Source organism: Nocardioides dubius (genome assembly GCF_039528155.1).
GTDB classification, from domain to species: domain Bacteria; phylum Actinomycetota; class Actinomycetes; order Propionibacteriales; family Nocardioidaceae; genus Nocardioides; species Nocardioides dubius.
Genome location: NZ_BAAALG010000012.1, coordinates 33,491 through 51,963, shown reverse-complemented (window position 1 = coordinate 51,963; position 18,473 = coordinate 33,491). Strand labels below are relative to the sequence as shown.

The 18,473-nt window shown below is 71.8% G+C and carries 19 protein-coding genes; 11 read left to right on the top strand and 8 right to left on the bottom strand.

Annotated features, from left to right (window positions below; all coding sequences use genetic code 11):
- The 3 genes from ABD151_RS16435 to ABD151_RS16425 form a co-directional block, all read right to left on the bottom strand.
- Positions 1-893, bottom strand: an 893-nt coding sequence (locus ABD151_RS16435; protein WP_343995871.1) for a GTPase, incomplete at its 3' end; no start/stop codon positions are given.
- A 45-nt stretch (positions 894-938) separates the two neighbouring features.
- Positions 939-2,669 carry an ABC transporter gene (locus ABD151_RS16430; RefSeq protein ID WP_343995870.1) on the bottom strand — a complete coding sequence of 577 codons (1,731 nt, stop codon included), beginning with the start codon at positions 2,667-2,669 and terminating at the stop codon, positions 939-941.
- A complete protein-coding gene (locus tag ABD151_RS16425; protein WP_343995869.1) occupies positions 2,666-3,796 on the bottom strand; it encodes a PrsW family intramembrane metalloprotease in 1,131 nt (376 codons plus the stop codon). The genes ABD151_RS16430 and ABD151_RS16425 overlap by 4 nt, the downstream gene beginning before the upstream one ends.
- A 46-nt stretch (positions 3,797-3,842) precedes the next feature.
- On the opposite strand from ABD151_RS16425, the gene ABD151_RS16420 reads away from it, so the two are divergent.
- Positions 3,843-5,276 carry an aminopeptidase P family protein gene (locus tag ABD151_RS16420; RefSeq protein ID WP_343995868.1) on the top strand — a complete coding sequence of 478 codons (1,434 nt, stop codon included), beginning with the start codon at positions 3,843-3,845 and terminating at the stop codon, positions 5,274-5,276.
- Positions 5,277-5,349: 73 nt separating this feature from the next.
- On the opposite strand, the gene ABD151_RS16415 is transcribed toward ABD151_RS16420, so the two are convergent.
- Complete coding sequence (locus tag ABD151_RS16415; protein WP_343995867.1) at positions 5,350-5,826, bottom strand: DUF4234 domain-containing protein; 477 nt, start codon at positions 5,824-5,826, stop codon at positions 5,350-5,352.
- A 97-nt stretch (positions 5,827-5,923) separates the two neighbouring features.
- Here ABD151_RS16415 and ABD151_RS16410 point away from each other — a divergent pair, with 97 nt between their 5' ends.
- Together ABD151_RS16410 and ABD151_RS16405 are read left to right on the top strand one after the other, a co-directional pair.
- A complete protein-coding gene (locus ABD151_RS16410) occupies positions 5,924-6,379 on the top strand; it encodes a hypothetical protein (RefSeq protein ID WP_343995866.1) in 456 nt (151 codons plus the stop codon).
- Positions 6,380-6,408: 29 nt separating this feature from the next.
- Entirely contained in the window at positions 6,409-7,263 is an 855-nt protein-coding gene (locus tag ABD151_RS16405) for a nuclease-related domain-containing protein (protein WP_343995865.1), read from the top strand.
- A gap of 12 nt (positions 7,264-7,275) precedes the next feature.
- On the opposite strand, the gene ABD151_RS16400 is transcribed toward ABD151_RS16405, so the two are convergent.
- Positions 7,276-8,064 carry a thioesterase family protein gene (locus tag ABD151_RS16400; RefSeq protein ID WP_343995864.1) on the bottom strand — a complete coding sequence of 263 codons (789 nt, stop codon included), beginning with the start codon at positions 8,062-8,064 and terminating at the stop codon, positions 7,276-7,278.
- Positions 8,065-8,194: 130 nt separating this feature from the next.
- On the opposite strand from ABD151_RS16400, the gene ABD151_RS16395 reads away from it, so the two are divergent.
- The 7 genes from ABD151_RS16395 to ABD151_RS16365 all read left to right on the top strand — a co-directional run bounded on the left by ABD151_RS16395 (position 8,195) and on the right by ABD151_RS16365 (position 14,490).
- Complete coding sequence (locus ABD151_RS16395; RefSeq protein WP_343995863.1) at positions 8,195-8,806, top strand: TetR/AcrR family transcriptional regulator; 612 nt, start codon at positions 8,195-8,197, stop codon at positions 8,804-8,806.
- Positions 8,807-8,983: 177 nt separating this feature from the next.
- Positions 8,984-9,535 (top strand): TasA family protein, encoded by a 552-nt coding sequence (locus ABD151_RS16390; RefSeq protein ID WP_343995862.1) that lies wholly within the window; start codon positions 8,984-8,986, stop codon positions 9,533-9,535.
- Between the two features lie 103 nt (positions 9,536-9,638).
- The gene (locus ABD151_RS16385; RefSeq protein WP_343995861.1) at positions 9,639-10,235 is read left to right on the top strand and encodes a signal peptidase I; all 597 of its coding nucleotides are present in this window, start codon (positions 9,639-9,641) and stop codon (positions 10,233-10,235) included.
- Positions 10,236-10,357: 122 nt separating this feature from the next.
- Entirely contained in the window at positions 10,358-12,163 is a 1,806-nt protein-coding gene (locus tag ABD151_RS16380) for an Ig-like domain-containing protein (RefSeq protein WP_343995859.1), read from the top strand.
- Entirely contained in the window at positions 12,163-12,555 is a 393-nt protein-coding gene (locus ABD151_RS16375; protein WP_343995858.1) for a hypothetical protein, read from the top strand. Before ABD151_RS16380 ends, ABD151_RS16375 begins: the two co-directional genes overlap by 1 nt.
- A gap of 2 nt (positions 12,556-12,557) precedes the next feature.
- A complete protein-coding gene (locus ABD151_RS16370; protein ID WP_343995857.1) occupies positions 12,558-13,265 on the top strand; it encodes a response regulator transcription factor in 708 nt (235 codons plus the stop codon).
- Positions 13,258-14,490, top strand: a complete 1,233-nt coding sequence (locus tag ABD151_RS16365; RefSeq protein ID WP_343995856.1) for a sensor histidine kinase — start codon at positions 13,258-13,260, stop codon at positions 14,488-14,490. The genes ABD151_RS16370 and ABD151_RS16365 overlap by 8 nt, the downstream gene beginning before the upstream one ends.
- Positions 14,491-14,531: 41 nt before the next feature.
- Here the strand turns inward: ABD151_RS16365 and ABD151_RS16360 are convergent, their stop codons facing one another.
- Entirely contained in the window at positions 14,532-15,086 is a 555-nt protein-coding gene (locus tag ABD151_RS16360; RefSeq protein WP_343995855.1) for a KH domain-containing protein, read from the bottom strand.
- Positions 15,087-15,231: 145 nt separating this feature from the next.
- Here ABD151_RS16360 and ABD151_RS16355 point away from each other — a divergent pair, with 145 nt between their 5' ends.
- The gene (locus ABD151_RS16355) at positions 15,232-16,560 is read left to right on the top strand and encodes an HNH endonuclease (protein ID WP_343995854.1); all 1,329 of its coding nucleotides are present in this window, start codon (positions 15,232-15,234) and stop codon (positions 16,558-16,560) included.
- 64 nt (positions 16,561-16,624) lie between these two features.
- On the opposite strand, the gene ABD151_RS16350 is transcribed toward ABD151_RS16355, so the two are convergent.
- Both ABD151_RS16350 and ABD151_RS16345 read right to left on the bottom strand, forming a co-directional pair.
- Positions 16,625-17,863, bottom strand: a complete 1,239-nt coding sequence (locus ABD151_RS16350; RefSeq protein WP_343995853.1) for a cytochrome P450 — start codon at positions 17,861-17,863, stop codon at positions 16,625-16,627.
- A complete protein-coding gene (locus tag ABD151_RS16345; protein ID WP_343995852.1) occupies positions 17,860-18,459 on the bottom strand; it encodes a TetR/AcrR family transcriptional regulator in 600 nt (199 codons plus the stop codon). Before ABD151_RS16345 ends, ABD151_RS16350 begins: the two co-directional genes overlap by 4 nt.
- Positions 18,460-18,473: the final 14 nt, after the last annotated feature.

Sequence of the window (18,473 nt, the reverse complement as noted above, 5' to 3'; positions counted from 1 at the left end):
TCGTCGAGCCGCTCGCGCGGCGGCGCCTGCGGACGCCCCGTGCCGGACTCGGCAGCCAGGGCGCCGGCGGCGGCACGGATGTCGGCCTCCAACCGGGTCCGGGTTGCCTTCTTGGAGGCGACCCGGCCGGCGAGCTCGTCCTTCAGCTCGTCCATCCCCTGGCCGTAGCGGGCACTGATCGCCAGCACCGGGACGTCGGCCAGGCCGTCGCCGTCCATCAGCCGGCGCAGGTCGGCGACCATCGCGTCGCGCTGCTCGGGCGGCACGGTGTCGATGTGGTTGAGCGCGATCACCATCACGTCGCTGTGCCGCGCCAGCTTGCGCAGGTAGCGGTCGTGCAACGCGGCGTCGGCGTACTTCTGCGGGTCCACGATCCAGACCAGCACGTCGGCCAGCTTCACCAACCGGTCCACCTCGAGGTGGTGCGACAGCTCGGTGGAGTCGTGGTCGGGCAGGTCGAGCAGCACCGTGCCGTGGAAGCGACGGTCCTCGCGCCCGGTGTCGAGCATCGAGTCACGGGTGGTCTGGTGGCGAGCCGCGATGCCCAGGAACTCCAGCAACTCGGTGGCTCCCTCGTGGCCCCACACGCAGGCCGTCGCCCAGGAGGTGGTCGGGCGGCGGACGCCGACCGCGGAGAGCTCCAGGCCCGTGATCGCGTTGAACGTCGAGGACTTGCCCGATCCGGTGGCGCCGGCGATGGCGATCACCGTGTGCTCGGCGGAGAGGCGCAGCCGGGCACGGGTACGGGCGATCATCTCCTCGGCGGAGTCGATCAGGACGTCGTCGAGCCGCCCCCGGGCATGGGCGACCGCGTTTTCCAACCCCGAGACCCGCGGGCCGAGCTCGGCACCCAACGTGGACAGGCTCTGGGACCCGTCGAGAACGGACGTCATCTTCTCCCTTTGGGGTGGTGCTGTGTGGGTTGGCTAGGGCTAACTCTAGGCCGAGTGCCCGCCACCGTGCCGCTGCTGGTGGGCAAAGCGCTCGTCGGTGACCCGGCGCGCGGCACTGCGGACCCGCTCCGGGCCGCCCGCAGCCACGCCCAATGCGTCGACGCGGGTGAGGTAGCGCGCCTTCTCCACGTCCAGCAGCTCGCCGACGCGGCGCTCCAGGTCGTCCCGCGCGCGCTGGGTCAGCGACCGCACGGCCTGGTCGCCAAAGACCGCCTCCAGCAGCTTCTGGCCGAGCACCGCGCTGCCGCCGGCGATGCCGGCCTCGGCACCGGCCAGACCGCCGGTGTGCGCGAACGCCACCACCATCAGGCTGACGCCGAGACCGTTGACCCCGAACGCCAGGAAGCGGGCGGTGCCGCGCTTGTCGGCGCCCTCGGTGCGCACCATCTCGAAGACGCCCTGCTGCCACTCGCGCACGGCCTGCTCGGCCTTGCGCCGGAACTCCCGCGAGGCACGGGTCAGGTCGACGTCGTCGGCCGCCAGCAGCGCCTTGCCCTGCGCCGTCGAGCGCCACGATGCGGCCGCCTGCTCCGCGGCGTGCTCGGCATGCTCGACCAGCAGCGTCTCCAGGCCCGCCTCGACGGCGACCTGCACCCGCTGCGCCTGCTGCGGCTTGCCCTTGACCGCGTTGACCAGCCGGTCCCGGATCCGGCCGACCTGGGCCTCCAGCGAGCGCAGCAGCTCACCGGTGCCGACGAACTCCTGCCAGCGGGCCAGCACCTCGCCGCGCAGCAGCGTGCCGTCGGCGGTGGACTCATGGACCGCCGCGGTGGCGGCGGCGTAGGCGCTCTCGACCTCCTCGCGCAGGGCGGTGACCGAGCTCTCCTGCTCCTGCGCGGCGTTGGCCACCGCATAGGCGCGCTCGGAGACGCTGCGGATGGCGCCGTTCAAGGTCTGCCGGACGACGGCCGCGCGCGCCTCGCTGTCGGCCGCCAGCGACTGCAGCCAGCCACGGATGTCGGCCACGTTGGCGGGCGGCAGCAGGCCGCTCTCACCGATCGGCCCCTCGTGCACGATGAAGAGCGGGGAGTCCTTGAGGCCGCGGCTGGCCATCATCCGGGCCAGGTGGGTGGCCACCGTCTCGACGGCCTCGGCCGGGGTCCGGTCCAGCACCACGGCGACCGCGGCATTGCGGTCGGCCGCCTGCTTGAGGAACTCCCACGGCACCTGGTCGGCATAGCGCGCAGCGGAGGTGACGAAGAGCCACAGGTCGGCGGCGGCCAACAGCTGGGCCGACAGGTTGCGGTTGCGCTCCTCGACCGAGTCGACGTCGGGGGCGTCCACGATCGCCAGGCCCCGCGGCACGTTGGCCGAAGGCACCAGCTGGATCGTGTAGGGCGCGTTGGTGGCCTTGGTGGTCCGGGTGAAGTCGGGCAGGATCCGGTCCTGGCCGAACCAGTGCCCGTCGTCGGGGTGGTGCACCAGCACCGGCGACATGGTGGTGGGCCGGAGCAGGCCGGCCTGGGTGACCTGCTGGCCGACCATCGAGTTGACCAGGGTGGACTTGCCGGCGCCGGTGGAGCCGCCGACCACCGCCAGCAGCGGCGCGTCGATCGTGGTCAGTCTCGGGATCATGTAGTCCTCGAGCTGGTCGATCATCTCGGTCCGGGCCGTGCGCTGGGCATCGGCGTCCGGGAGGTCAAGCGGCAGCGGAACCTCTTGCAGCGCACTGCGCAGCTGGATCAGCGCGGTGAGCATCCGGTTCGACTCGGTCATCGGTGGGCCCCTCCTGAGGGCGTGGCAGGGAAGGCGATCCGGGATCGGGCTGCGAACATCCGATCGACGAAGACCTGCCCCGTGGCTAGGTGGTTCGGGGGTGCCGTGCCACGCAACACCCGATGGTGAAGGTATCCCAGCTCCACGGCGGCCTGTTGATAGTCCCTCATCTGGGCCAGGCCCTCGGCTCCGCCGTGGGTGCGCGCGAAGGCCCGGGCACGGCGCCGCGAGGGCAGGTCGACGACGTGCTGGATGTCCGCAGCCGGGATCAGCCCGCGCCGGGCGGCGTCACTGAGCGCCACCCCGAGCAGGCTCCGCTCGCGCGAGCGGACCCAGATCGCCAGGCCGATCATCAGGCCGAAGGCGGGCACCATCATCAGCGGGTAGACCAGCAGGAAGCCTGCCCCCTCCCCGAGCAGGGTCGAGCCGTTCCAGGCGGCGTGCATGGCCACCGCCAGCAGGTAGCCGGCGATCGGTGCCAGCGCACGCACCCACCGAGACCGGCTGGCCACCGCCAGCCCGAGGCCGATGCCCGTGAAGGCGGTGAAGAGCGGGTGTGCGAACGGGCTGATCACGCAGCGCAGCACGAAGAGGACACCGACCTCGGCCAGCCCGCCGGGGTTCTCCCCGTCGGTGCCGGCGTAGGCGGCCGCCAGATAGAGGATGTTCTCGGTGTAGGCGAAGCCGATGCCCACCATGCCGGCATAGACCAGGCCGTCGAGGACGCCGTCGAACTCTCCGCGCCGCCACCACAGCAGCATCAGGAGGAAGAAGCCCTTGGTGGCCTCCTCGACCACCGGTGCCACCACCACCAGCGAGAACTCGTCGGTCCAGCCGACCACGAAGCCGCCGATCCCCTGGACCACGATCGCGGCGAAGGTGGCCACGAAGGCGCCCCAGGCCAGGGCTCCGGCGAGCAGCGAGCGCGGCTCGGGCTCATAGCGGTCGAGCCACAGGTAGCAGGCCAGCAACGGCCCGACCGGGACGAAGGCCAGCAGCGCGGCCAGGACCAGCGTGCTCGGCTCGCCCGACAGGGCCAGCACGATCGCGATCGCCACGGCGGCCAGCGCGGTGATCACCGAGACCACGACCGTGAACACGGTGCTTTCGAGGCGACGCGAACCCATGGGGCGAAGCGTAACGGGCTCCGAACCCCGGGCGTATGGTGGAACGATGAGCGAGCAGCAGAGCAGTCGGACCGAATCCTCCGCCACGCCCCGCACCGAGTCACACGACCAAGCAGTGCCGGAGGCGTGGTCGGCGTTCATGCGCCAGGGCTGGGCGGACCACGACGAGCCCCTTCCCGCCCTGCCGATCGCAGCCCAGACCGCGGCGCGCCGACGCCGGCTGGCCGACAGCTTCCCCGGTGAGCGGCTGGTGCTGCCGGCCGGTGGCTACAAGGTGCGCTCCAACGACACCGACTACCGGTTCCGTCCGGACACCGCGCACACCTACTACTCCGGCAACCAGACCTCCGACGCCGTCCTGGTGATCGAGCCGAGTGGCGAGGCGGTGCTCTACGCGCGCCCCCGCTCGAGCCGGGACACCGACGAGTTCTTCCGCGACCGCCAGTACGGCGCGCTGTGGGCCGGCGAGCGTCCCTCGCTGCTGGAGCTGTCGACGTCACTGGGCATCGAGTGCCGCCACATCGACGCTCTCGGCGATGCGCTCGGCGGCCTGGTGAAGACCCGGGTCCTGCGCGGCGTCGACTCGCGCATCGACCACTCCGTCAACCCCGACAGCGCCCGCGACGCCGAGCTGGCCCGGGTCGCCTCCGAGCAGCGGCTGATCAAGGACCCGTGGGAGATCGACGAGCTGGCCGCGGCGTGCGACGCGACGACCCTCGGCTTCGAGGACTCGGTCCGCGACTGGGCCAACGTGCTGAAGTACGGCGAGCGCTGGATCGAGGGCACCTTCTTCCGCCGGGCCCGGGCGATGGGCAACGACATCGGCTACGACTCCATCGTCGGCGGCGGCTCCCACGCCACCACGCTGCACTGGATCGACAACAACGGGCCGATCACCGCGGGTGAGCTGGTGCTGCTCGACATGGGCGTCGAGGGCCACAACCTCTACACCGCGGACGTGACCCGCACGCTGCCGGTCAACGGCACCTTCTCCCCGCTGCAGCGCGACCTCTACACCCTGGTCTACGACGCCCAGGAGGCCGGCATCGCCGCGGTCCGCCCCGGCGTCCCGTTCCTGGCCGCGCACCACGCAGCGATGGAGGTGCTGGCGCACGGCCTGGGCGACCTCGGCCTGCTGCCGGTCTCGGTCGAGGAGGCACTCGACCCGGAGTCGAAGGTCTACTCGCGGTGGACCCTGCACGGCACCAGCCACATGCTCGGCATGGACGTGCACGACTGTGGCGCGGCGGCCCCGGAGGCCTACACCCGCGGCGACCTGCGCGCGGGCATGGTGCTGACCGTCGAGCCCGGGCTCTACTTCCAGGCCGACGACCTGCTGGTGCCCGAGGAGCTGCGCGGGATCGGCATCCGGATCGAGGACGACATCGTGGTCACCCCGGAGGGCTCGACCAACCTCTCCGCGACGCTGCCTCGCACCGCCGACGCCGTCGAGGCGTGGATGGGCGAGCACATCGGCTGAGTACGCCCCACACAAGGCGAGGCCCGCCCCCCGGAAGGGAGCGGGCCTCGTCGCACTCTCAGCGCTGGGCCGGTCAGCCCTGGGCGCCCTGCGAGCGCCAGTAGTCGTTGATCGCGCCGTTGGTCTTCACGAACCAGACGATGGAGCCGATCAGCGGCAGCAGGTTCCACAGACCCGTGAGGCCGCTGACCTTCTTCTCCAGGCCACGACGCTCACGGAGGTTGCCGATCTCGGCAGGGGTCAGGAAGACCATCACGAAGCCGACGAAGAAGCCGAGCAGCAGGGCGACGCCGCCGCCGATGCCCTGGCCGGAGTGACGCTTCATCTCCTCGTGCACCTTGTAGTACCAGTACAGGCTGTAGAAGCCGAGGGTCACGATGAAGAGCAGGATCGCGACGCCGGTGCCACGGATCTGGCCCAGCTCGCCGGTGCCCGGCTGTTGGTAGGGCTGCACCGGTGCGTACTGCGCGTTCGGGTCGACGGGGTAGGCCGACATCGGCGCGCCCTCCTGCGGCTGCCAGGCCGGGGGCTGCTGGGTGGGGTCGGTCATGGTGGTGCTCCTCGCTCATTGTGGTGGCGGCCTTCGTTGCCGCCACCGGGGCGTAGTTGCCTGCTTACCCCACATCGGCATCCGCGACACTTGTTTCATGAAGTTCTCCGAGAACGAGATGACCGTCGCCGTCGACGCCGCTGCTCGCCACCTGTTCCTGGCGCGGCAGCTGCCCTGGCGACGCAAGAGCGCACTCGCCCGCTGGGAGACGATGGCCCCGTACGCCAAGTACCAGCTGCGGGCCACGGCCGGTGAGATGGTGCTGCCCACGCTGACCGCACTCCCGGAGCGCCCGGTGGAGTCCGGGCGCCCGGGGTTCACCGCGGCGGAGGTCACCGAGGCCGCCGAGGCCGGCGCCCGCGGCCTGCTGAACCACCGCGACCCCGAGGCCTGGGAGAAGCTCGGAGCCCGGCGACGCAAGGCGATGCTGCACCTGACCAGCATGGTCACCCGGCTCGCGCTGGCCGCCATGCCCGAGCGGACCGCACCGCCTGCGGCTTCCGGCGACCAGGAGCTGCCGACCGTTCCGGACACCCCCGAGGGCCTGATGTGAGCAGTAGCGAATCCGGGACGGGAGACACGTTGGCAGCCGAACGCGAGGAGCTGGCAGCCGAGCGCGCAGCGCTCGCTGCCGAGCGGGAGGCGCTGGACGCCGACCGCGCCCGGCTCGACGCCGACCGCGCCACGCTGGCGGCCGACCGTGCCCGGCTCGACGCGGAGCGGATGGCGCTGGCGGCGTCGGCACGCCTCGCCGCCCGGAAGGCCGAGCGCGCCGCCTCGGTCCCGGCCGGCGCCGGCTCCCCGGCCGGCCCTCGGCTGGCGAGCCGAACCGCGGCTCCGACCTGGCGTGAGCTGGACACCGGCGCCTACGCCTGCATCGTCGGAACGGCCCTGACCCGTGGCGAGCACCAGCTCATCCGCCAGGCCTGGCCCGAGGGCTGGTTGGTCGCCAGCGGTCTCGAGGTCAGCGACCGCACCCGCAGCCGGGAGGTGGACCTGCTGGTCGTCGCCCCGCAGGGGCTGGTGGTCATCGAGCAGAAGGACACCGGCGTCCGCGGCACGCTGCGCTTCGACGACGGCGGCGCGGCCCAGGCCGACGGCAGGCCCGTGCCCTCGCTCTCCGGGGCGCTGCGCCAGGCGCGGCTTCCGGCCCAGATGATCGGCGCCGGCCTGCGCGACGCGGGCGTCCAGGCGGGCTATGTCGGCGCACTGCTGGCGGTCCGCGGCCCTCGTCAGGTGGAGCCCGCCCAGGTGGGCGCGACTCGGATCTGCCGCACCGACGACGTCGTCACCGCGACCGCGCAGATGCTCGGCCCGCTCGACGAGGAGCGCGCCCTTCCCGTGGGCACCGTGCTCACCATCCTGACCCGCTTGGGCCTGCCGATCACCGGGCTTCCGGCCCTGCAGCAGGTGGGGTTCCCCGAGTCGCAGTGGTGAGCGCCCCGCCGCTCAGCGCTGGACGGCCAGCGCCAGGATCTGGTTGACGGTGCCGAGCGGACCGTGCTCGTCATGCAGCACCGAGCTGGTCTGGCCGATGCCGTGGGCGCCGAAGGTGACCCGGGTGTCGAAGCCGACCCACTCGCCGGCCGGTGCCCGGCGCAGGTGTGCGGTGAGGTCGACGTTGGGGAAGGCCACCTGCTCGGGCAGCGCCCGCACGGCCATTCCGTTGGCGACGTCGAAGAGCCCGGCGGCACGCGCGAGCGGGCTCACCTCCTCGTCGTCGAGGAGGACGTCCCCGGCCCGCAGCCAGAACTGCGCCGCTCCGGTCTCGAGCTCGTGACGTCGCACCTCGATGGAGGCGATGAAGTCGCCCGCCCACAGCGTGGTCGGGTCGAACGGCGCCAGCTCCGCAGGCGTCGGCAGTGGCCCGATCGGGGTGCCCGCGATGCCGGCGCTGTCGAAGGTGCGCAGCAGCCAGGCCCGGACCCGCAGTGCCGGGCGGTCGTTGTGGCTGAGCACGGCCTCGACCAGCTCGACGGCGCGCCCCGGACGCACGACCACGACCTCGGCCTGCATCGGCTCGATCGGGATCGGCCCGAGGATGTCGTAGGAGAGCCGGCCGATCCGCAGGTCCAGCCGCCCGCGGGCAGCCCGGTCGGTGTCGACCAGGTGCGCCAGCAGCCCGATCGCCGGGGCGATGTGCTGCTCCTTGACGTTCCAGGCACCGGCCGTCTGCTGGGTCGGTGCGAACTCCCACTCGCCGCGCCGCTCGAAGTACGCCACTGCTCTGCCCTCCACGTCCCGAAAGAATCTCGACCGACCGGATGAAAAACCGACCGTATGGTCGAAGATACGCCCCATCGCCGCGCCGGGCCACGGTGATGTCGGCCACTGGGAGCCGGGGACCGCCCACTAGGGTGGGAGCGCCATGACCGATGTCGCCTCCCCCGCCAGCAGCCGCGTCGCGCGTCGTCGCGACCGCCGCAAGCAGCAGATCGTCGGCTCCGCTGTGCGCCTGCTGGCCGAGCACGGCTATCAGGGCGTCAGCGTGGAGGCGGTCGCCGAGGAGTGCGACATCGCCAAGGCCACCCTGTACCACTACTTCAGCAGCAAGGACGAGCTCGTCGGCGAGGCGTTGGAGTCGGTCACGCTCGACGTGCTGCGCCGGCTCTCGGCCCGCAGCGAGGCCGCGGGCCCGGGTGCGGTGGACCGGTTGCGCGCACTGATCGACGAGCAGATCCTGATCCTCGTCGAGGACACCCCCGAGGTCGCCCCGATCTTCGCCTGGCCCGCCGGCTGGCCCGAGCAGTTCGCCGAGCCACTGAAGACGATGCGCCGTCGTCACAACGCCCTGTTCCGCGCCGTCATCGAGGACGGCCTCGCCGACGGCGAGCTGGACTGCGCGGACGTCGACGTCGCCCTGCACTGTCTGCACGGCATCCTCAACCAGACCGCCGTCTGGCTGCCCGGCGACGCCGATCGGGCGGCCGGCCGCGCCGCGACCACCGCCTGCGCCCTGCGCCTCTTCACCTCAATGTGACCTCAGCGCGCCAATTCGCGCCGTAATCGGACGCTCAGGTCACATGGAGCGGGGTTGTAGCGAAGTGGGGCGAGAACGGGGAGTTCCCGCGGATCTCTACGGGGAATCCTGTGGATCTGGCCTCCGTAGCGTTCCTGTCATCACCCCAACACCGGGTCCGAGCAGCGGATCCGAACGATGCAGGAGATCCCCACCATGGCCGCACTGTCCACCAAGATCCTTCTCCCCCTCGCCACCCTGGTCGCCGCCGGCGCCGTCGCGGTCGGCTCGGGAGCAACCTTCACCTCCACCACCGGCAACACCATCAGCTCGGTCACCTCGGGTTCGCTCAAGCACACGAACTCGAAGGACAACGCGGCGATCTTCAACCTCACCAACATCAAGCCGGGCGACACCATCAACGGCGCGCTGACGATCACCAACACCGGCTCCCTGCCGGCCGCGTTCAGCCTGACCGAGACCACCTCGACCAACGGCTTCGACGCCGACTACCTGAAGCTGGTCGTCACCAACACCACCACCGGCACCCAGGTCTACTCCGGCACCTTCGGCGGGCTCACCGACGGCGCCAAGAACGCCCTCGGCCAGATCGAGGCCGGCGCCGCGAACACGTTCCGGTTCACGGTGACCCTCGACCAGTCCGCCCCCAACAGCCAGCAGGGCAAGTCGGCCAGCGCGGCCTACACGTGGGACTCCGTGCAGCTGAGCGGGTCGACCACCGACCAGTGAGACCAGGGGGTGACAGGGGGATGAGGCAGGGCGCCCGCGCCGGCGCCCTGCCGCCCCTCCCGCCCCGTCCCGGTAGCACCGCCCGCACCCCGAAGGAGTCACGATGAACCGCCTGGCCCGTACCGCCCGCCGTCTGCCGCGGCTCCTGCTCAGCCTGACCCTGATCGCCCTCACCGTCGGTTGCCTGGCCTACCTGGCCCCGGGCCTCTTCGGCTACGACCGCTACGTGATCACCGGCGGCTCGATGTCCGGCACCTTCGAGAAGGGGTCGGTCGTCTTCGAGGAGCAGGTCCCGGTCGCCGACCTCCAGGTCGGCGACGTGATCACCTACCTGCCGCCCGCCGACAGCGGCGTCGGCACCCTGGTCACCCACCGGATCATCTCCATCAAGCCCGACAAGACCGGCACCCTCGTACTGCGCACCCAGGGCGACGCCAACCCCGACCCGGACCCGTGGAAGTTCAGCCTGACCGGCACCACCCAACCGGTCGTGCGCCACTCCGTCCCCTACGTCGGCTCGCTGCTGATCGCCCTCGCCGACCCGCAGATCCGGCGACTGGCCGTGGGCCTGCCCGCCACCCTGATCGCGCTGATCGCGCTGCGCGACCTGATCCGCGGCATCCGCGGCCAGCAGCAGGAGCGACGCGTGGCGCGGGTCCAGCATCCGCTCGTCCCGGCCCCGGCGGCACAGCCCGCCTGAGCCCGCCCTTGTGGCAAAACCGGAGAACTCCTGTGGCCAACGTGTGGAAGAGCCGTGGCCGTGGTCTCCGTAGCGTTGACGTCAACAGATCCCGCCCGCCCACGTCATTCGAGGAGACCCAGGTGTCGAGCTTCCGCTCCCCCGTCGCACTCGCACTGACCCTGTTGGCCGGGCTGATCCTCACCAGCACCCCGCAGCTCAGCTCCGCGGCCTACGTGGCCACCACGACCGCCACCGCGCAGGTCACCGCTGCCGCCGACTGGACCCCTCCCACCGTCTCGCTGATCTCCCCGGCGAGCACGGTCAAGGAGACGGTCACCGTGTCGGCGACAGCGGCTGACGGCGAGACCGGTGTGCGCGACGTCGTCGTCGAGTACCTTGCCCCCGGCGCCTCCACCTGGACGGCGATCTGCACCGACACCACCGCGCCGTACTCCTGCGCCTGGGACACCAAGGTACTCGGCGACGGCCCCTACTCACTGCGGGCGCGAGCCACCGACCTGGCCGGCTACGAGACCACCTCCGCCGTGGTCGGCACCACCGTGGCGAACAAGCTCTACATCGAGCTCGCCTCGCCCGGCGACGCCGTGCGCGGCTCGGTCCCGCTGAGCGTGAGCGTGCAGAACGCCGGCTCGCTGAGCCACACCGTGCGCGTCGAGTACGCCACCAGCGGCAGCACCTCGTGGAAGACCATCTGCACCAACCTGTCCAGCCCGTACGCCTGCACCTGGAACACCACCACCCTGGTGGCCGGCGACTACGACCTGCGCGCTGTGCTGGTGAGCGGCAGCACCTCCACCTACTCGGCCGTCGTCGAGGCGGTCACCGTCGACAACCTCGCGCCCGTGGTCACCATGAGCGACCCGGGCTCCCCGTTGAGCGGCATGCGCACCTTCTCCACCACCGCGACCGACACCGGCAGCGGCGTGGAGCAGGTCGTGATCCAGTACGCGCCGGCCTCGACCGGCACCTACCGCGAGCTGTGCACGATCACCGCCGAGCCGTGGAGCTGCAAGGTCTCCACCGCGACGCTCGCCGACGGCACCTACAGCTTCCGCGCCATCGCCACCGACGCTGCCGGCAACGCCGCCACCTCGCTGGCCGTGGGCAACCGGGTCGTCGACAACAGCGTCTCCTCGGTGAGCGTCGAGGTGCCCGCGCAGCTGACCGGGACCGTCACCGTCGGCGCCACCGCGAGCGCCAGCGCCGGCGTCGCCTCGGTCCGGTTCCAGTACGCCACCTCGGGCGGCAGCGCCTGGACCGACCTGTGCACCGACACGTCGTCGCCGTACTCGTGCAGCTGGAACACCACCACCGTCGCCGACGGCCTCTACGACCTGCGGGCGATCCTCACCGACACCGCCGGTCGCACCATCACCTCCGCGGTGGAGAGCGGTGCCCGGGTCGACAACAGCCCCCTGCGCGGCGTCGACGTGCAGACCGCGAACGGCGGCGCGACCGCCGGACGTGCCGACGCCGGAGACACGATCACCTTCACCTACAGCAGCCAGATCGACACCACCCGCGTCGTCTCCGGGTGGACCGGCGCGGCCCGCTCGGCCACCGTGCGACTGCGGGACGGCGGCGTGCTGCTGCGCAGCGGCAAGGAGGACGCGCTCGACGTCCTGGCCAGCGGCTCGACGGTCAACCTGGGCGCGATCAACCTGAAGCAGGACTACGTGAAGTCGCTGGGCACCGTGCAGTTCAACGCCACCATGACGGCGGGCACCGTGGTCGTCGGCGGCGTCACCCGCAGCACGGTCACCCTGCGCCTGGACTCGGTCGCCTCCGGCTCCACCCGGCTGCGGACGGTCAGTGCCGCCGCCGCGATGATCTGGACGCCGTCCGCGAGCGTCACCGACCTGCAGGGCAGGGCCTGCTCCACCGCCGCCGTCACCGAGACCGGCACCACCGACCGAGAGTTCTGATGCGCCCCGCCCACTCCCCCGCCTCCCGGCTGGCCGTCTTCACGACACTGGCCACGGCGGCGCTGCTGGTCGAGCTCACCGCCGATGCCGGCTCGCGGAGCATGCTGGTGGTGATCGTCTGCGTGCTGCTGCTCCTGGTCGCCGGGGCCGCGAAGCTGTGGTTCCACAACTGCTTCGAGTCACGGGCGCTGATCGTGCTGGGGCTGGCCGCCACCGAGGTCGGTGCGCTGCTCAGCCTGACCGTCGGCCTGCCCACCAGCGACCGTCAGCCGCTGAACCTCGCGATGCTCGGGCTGCTGGTGCTGCCGGTGGTGGTCGTCGCCCTGTTGACGCTCGACGCCCGGCGTCGTCGTCCGCCTGTCGAACCGCCCCGTTCGCCGTATGCTCTGTGACCATGCTCGCCCACGTGCTCGTCGTCGAGGACGATGACAAGATCGCAGCCCCGCTCGTGCGCACCTTGGAGCGCGAGGACTACGAGGTGCACCGGGTCGCCGAGGGTCAGGCCGGCCTCGACCATCTGGCACGGGGCGAGGTCGATCTGCTGCTGCTCGACCTCGGGCTGCCGGACCTCGACGGTCTCGACGTCTGCCGCCGGGCCCGCGAGAGCGGCTTCGCCGGCGGCATCATCATCCTGACCGCGCGCGACGGCGAGCTGGACCGGGTGGTCGGCCTCGACGTCGGCGCCGACGACTACCTCGCCAAGCCGTTCAGCCTGGCCGAGCTGCTGGCGCGCACCCGTGCCCTGCTGCGCCGCAGCGGCGGATCGCCCTCCCCCGCCCCACGCGAGAGCGCACCGGCCACGCCGGCCAACACGTTGCGCGTCGACGTCGCGGCTCGCCGGATCTGGGTCGGCGAGGTGGAGCTGGCAGCCACCTCCAAGGAGTTCGACGTGCTGGCGCTGCTCGACGCCACCCGCGGCGCCGTGGTGAGCCGGGAGCAGCTGATCAACGACGTGTGGGACGAGAACTGGTACGGCTCCACCAAGACCCTCGACGCGACCATCGGCCGGCTGCGGCAGAAGCTCGACGAGGCCGGGGCACCGGCCGCGATCACCACCGCCCGCGGCGTCGGCTTCCGGTTGGAGAACACCACCGATGCGTGAGCGCCTCATCGCGGCACTGGTCGGCATGACCATCGCGATGATCGCGTTGTACGGCATCCCGCGGGCCTACCTGCTTGCGGATCTGGTGGACGAGCAGGAGAACCGCAAGATCGAGCGCTCGGTCGAGCTGTTGGCGGTGGTGGTGACCGAGCGGACCAGCTCCGCGGCGCCGATCACTGCCGAGTTCCTGGAGCCGATGCTCAACAAGGCGGAGACGATCGAGTACCGCAGCGCCGACGGAACGGTGGTCCGCGCCGGTGATCCGACCACCGACAGCGACGACATCGTGCAGACGCGCGAGCTGCCCGACGGCAGCACGATCACCCTGTCGCGCGACGGCGAGCTGATCGGTCAGCGGATCTCCGACGCCCTGCTGCCGCTCATCCTGATCGGCCTCGGCCTGATCGTGCTGGCGGTGATCGTCGGCTTCCTGCTGGCGCGCCGCCTGGCGCGGCCGTTCGGCGAGCTCGCCCAGGCCGCCGATCATCTGGGCGAGGGCAGGTTCGAGGTGGACCTGCCGCGCTACTCGATCCCGGAGGCCGACGCGATCGGCGTCGCGCTGAGCCGGGCCTCGGCGCAGCTCGACGAGCTGGTCCAGCGCGAGCGGGAGTTCGCGGCCAACGCCTCGCACCAGCTGCGGACCCCGATCACGGCGCTGCGGCTGACCCTCGAGGACCTCACCATGTGGCCCGAGACGCCGCCGGCGGTGGCCGACGAGCTGACCGCGAACCTGGGCGAGCTGGACCGGCTGAGCACGGCGATCACCGAGCTGTTGGAGCTGTCGCGCGGCAGGCGGCTCGGCGAGGCGATCGACTTCGATCTGGGCCGGCTGGTCGCCGACACGGCGGAGCGCTGGCGCGACCATGCCGAGGAACGCGGCCACCGGCTGGTCCATCAGGCGGGTGGCACCTTCGCCGCGCACGCGGTGCCCGGGCCGGTGAGCCAGATCCTCGACGTGCTGATCGAGAACGCCTGCGCCTACGGGACGGGCACGATCACCGTCGAGGTGCGCGACCTCGAGCACTACCTCTCGGTGACGGTCGCCGACGAGGGCGCTCGGTCGATCGGCAGTGAGGTCTTCGAGCGCGGCGCGAGCGCCGCGGACAGCACCGGGCACGGGCTGGGCCTGACCATCGCCTCCCAACTGGCGACGTCGCTGGGCGGGCACCTGAGCATCGCCGAGACGGCGACGACGACCTTCTTGTTGCTGCTGCCCAAGCGGTAGTCGCTGCGGGCGGTTCGGGGTGCGGGCGACGACCGAACGGGCTACCGAACGGCCTGGCGGACCATGCCGACCGCGCGCTCGACCTGGGCGCGCGAGTCGGCGGTGATCCGGACCAGGCCCGAGTCGTCGACGTCGAGGCTGGCGCCGCTCTGCTTGCGGATCGCCTGGATGGTGGAGCCGCCTCGCCCGATCAGCTGGCCGACCCGGCTCCTGGGGATGGTGAGGGTGGCCAGCCGCCGGGCAGCGGCGCTCTTGACGACGACCTCGCGCCGCGGCGGCCAGGGCTCGGCAGCGACCCACACCTTGACCATCTCGTCGGCGAAGTCCCGCTCGAAGCGGTAGCTGCGCTCCACCGGGTCGTGCACCCGGCGATGCGGCGCCAGCAGGGTCTGCTCGACGGCGGACGCGCTGACGCTCCGCTCCGCCATCCGCTCGCGCAGGTGGTGGGTATAGCGGCGCTCGACGGTGCGTGGGATGCCGAGGCGTGACGGCGTCCGGACCGGTCCTCGGCGCCGGCCCCGCCACCAGGACCAGAGCACGAGCGCCGCGACCCCGAGGGCCAACAGTGCCCACGGCGCGAGGTGATCGGTGCTCACGAGGTCTCCCGGTGTCGTGTACGGCAAGGGTTCCGCCGCCCGAGCAGGGCGGCCAGCAGGCATCTAAGCACGGCGCTCGCAGCGGTTCTCCACAGATCCGGATTCACCCCTTGTGTTCGAACGTCTGTTCGATCACGATGGGTCCATGTCATCCATCCCCGTCCTGGTGCGAGAGGTGCAGGCCCTCCGGGCACGCCTCTCGGGCGGAGCGTGCGGTGCCGACGCAGGCCAGCTGATCGAGCTGGTCGCCGCGCTGGAGGAGTTGAAGTCGGCGGCCTGTGCCGCCCAGGCCGAGGCTGCTGCCGCCTTCGACGGGATCCGACGCGAGGAGCGGGCCATCGCCGGCGTGCCGGAGAGCCGTCAGGGCCGGGGCATCGCCCACGAGATCGCCTTGGCCCGCAAGGAGTCGCCGTTCCGGGGGCGCACGCTGCTCGGGCTGGGCAAGGCCCTGGTCGCCGAGATGCCGCACACGCTGGCCCGGCTGCGCGACGGCACGCTGAGTGAGCACCGGGCCCAGATCCTGGTCCAGGAGACGGCCTGCCTGACCCGCGAGGACCGCTCCCTCGTCGACCGCGAGCTCTGCTCCGACCCGAGCACCCTGACCGGCGTCGGCAACCGCACCCTCACGGCGCGCGCGAAGCGCCTCGGCGCCGAACTTGATCCGGCGGCCCTCGCCCGACGCGCTCGCAAGGCCGAGGCCGACCGCCATGTCAGCATCCGCCCCGCGCCGGACACGATGGGCTACCTCTCCGTCCTGCTGCCAGTGGGCCAGGCGGTCGCGGCCTACGCCGCTCTGCGCCGAGCGGCCGAGGGCGCCCGCGCAGCAGGCGATCCGCGCTCCTTGGGACAACTGATGTCCGACCTCGCGCTGGCTCGGCTGACCGGCGTCCCCGACTCAGGCAATCCCGAGCAGAGCCCCGCCGTCCCGGTAGGCGTCAACCTCTGCCTCTCTACCGCCACCCTCGCCGGTGGGCATGCCCCCGCCAGCCTCACCGCGCCCGGCGTCGGCGAGGTCACGCTCCCTGCCGAGGTGGCGCGCCTCCTGCTCTCCCGCGCACTGAGCACGGGGGTCGGTGCGTGGTTCCGGCGTCTCTTCTACAACCCACAAGGAACCTTGGTAGCGATGAGCAGTCGCCGCCGCGTCTTCCCCACCGGCATGGCCGACTTCCTCGCGCAACGTGGCCTGGGCATCTGCGCCAACCCCTACTGCGACGCACCAGTGCGCCACGCCGATCACATCCGGTCGGTCGTCGAGGGCGGCGCGACCACCACCGTCAACGGCCAAGGGCTCTGCGAGGCCTGCAACCACGCCAAGCAGGCGGCAGGTTGGCGGCAGCGGGCCATCCAGCCGCGGGGCCACCGCCTCACCGTCGAGACGACCACCCCGACCGGTCACCGCTACCGCTCCCGAGCGCCCGCGCCACCCGGCTGGCACGAGCCCTTCCCCCTGGAGATCCACTTCCTCACCGCCTGAGCGGAGACCATCCCGCAGGGCGCGGCGGAGACTGCCGCGCCGGGGCCAGCTCAGTCCTTCCTGCTCACCAGGCGACGGGGAGCGCGGAGACCCCGTTGATCCCGGAGTAGACCTTGAACGGGAGCTCCTCGGTCGGCGCCGTCACCCGCAGGGTCGGCACCCGCTCGGCGAGCCTGCGGAAGATCACGTTGAGCTCCAGGCGGGCCAGGGTCTGGCCGATGCACAGGTGAGCACCGTGCCCGAAGGCGAGGTGGTCGTTCTCCGACCGGTGGATGTCGAAGACGTCGGGGTCGGCGAAGCGGGTCGCGTCCCGGTTGGCGGCGAAGTTGAGCGGGATGATCGCCTCGCCGGCGGGGATGGTGACACCGCCGACCTCGACGTCCTCGCTCGCGACCCGGAGGACGACCAGGTGCACGACGGTGAGGTAGCGCAGCAGCTCCTCCACCGCTCCCGGCACCAGACTCGGATCGGCCACCACCTGCTCCCACTGGGCCCGGTCACCCAGCAGGGTGTGCAGGCCGAGCGCCGCCATGCTGGTCGTGGTGTCATGGCCCGCGATCACGAAGAGGATGCCGGAGTTCTCGACGTCCGCCATCGTGATCGTGCCCGCCTTCGCGGCGGCCACCAGCTGGCCGATGATGTCGTCGCCGGGGTCGTCCTGCGCCGCCCGCTCCCGAGCGATCCCGGCGATGTACTCGCGCAGCTCCCCGATCGCGACGATCGCGTCGGCCAGCGCGTCGGGGTTGGTCAGGTCCGTGGCCCCGAGCGCACGGTCCGCGGCAGCGTTGAAGAACTCGCGGTCCTCAGCGTGCACGCCCAGGATCCAGCTGAGCACGGTGCTCGGCACCCGCAGCGCGATCGCCGAGAGGAAGTCCGCCTGACGATCCGGCGCAGCGAGCATCTGATCGATGGCCTCATCGACGAGGGCCTCCAGGCGAGGCTCGAGCGCGGCCGCCTCCCGGCGCGAGAAGTTGCGGACCAGCAGCTTGCGGAAGACCGTGTGCTGCGGCGCGTCCATGCGCAGGAACATCCGCTGACTCGGGTCCTCCATCGGGGCACCGAAGCGCGGGAACCCGGGATGCTGGGAGTCGGCGCTGACCCGGCGGTCGGCCAGCACGGCGCGGACGTCGTCGTAGCGGGTGACCAGCCATCCGGGCTGACCTCCCATCAGGTCGACGCGGCGCACCGGCTCGTTCGTCTGGAGCCACCGGTAGGCCTCCGGGAGGTCGATCGGCGGTCGCGGGAACCAGGGGAACTCGGTGTCGATGGCCTCGGGGCGCATCGGGCAGCTCTGAACAGTCACGGGGTCTCACCTTCGGGGAGCTCGGCGGCGAGGGCGGCAGCGCCCATCGCGACCAGGTTGGCGTTGAAGAGTGGGGTGGCCACGGCGGGCGTGCCGCCCGAGAGAAGGTCGCGGGCGCGCGCGGCCAGCGAGGCGGCCACCATCAGGATCACCGCCTGGACGCGGGAGCTGACCACGGCTGCGCGCCGATCCGGCACCTGGGCGCGCATGGCCTCGATCGTGGCGACGAGGCCGGGGCGCTCGCCGCCGATGTTGGTGGTGCCGTCCAGGTCGAGCTGGTCGATGATCTGGCCGACGATGCACAGGTAGCGCCGCCCCGACTCATCGGCCAAGAGGTCGACCAGCGGCTGCACCAGCACCTGCATGGCGTCTTGTGACGTCGTCGGTCCGGGCGCGGGCCAGCCGGCGATGATCGCCGATCGACGCTCCTCCACCCGCTGCTGGTGCCGCTCGACGATCGCCTTCAGCACGCCCTCCTTGGAGCCGAAGTGATAGCGCAGCGCGGACGGATTGCGCTGGCCGGCCCCCTCGACGATGTCGGAGACGAGCGTCGCGTTGACCCCCTTCGAGGCGAAGAGGCGCTCGGCGACCTCCATCAGTCGCTGATCTG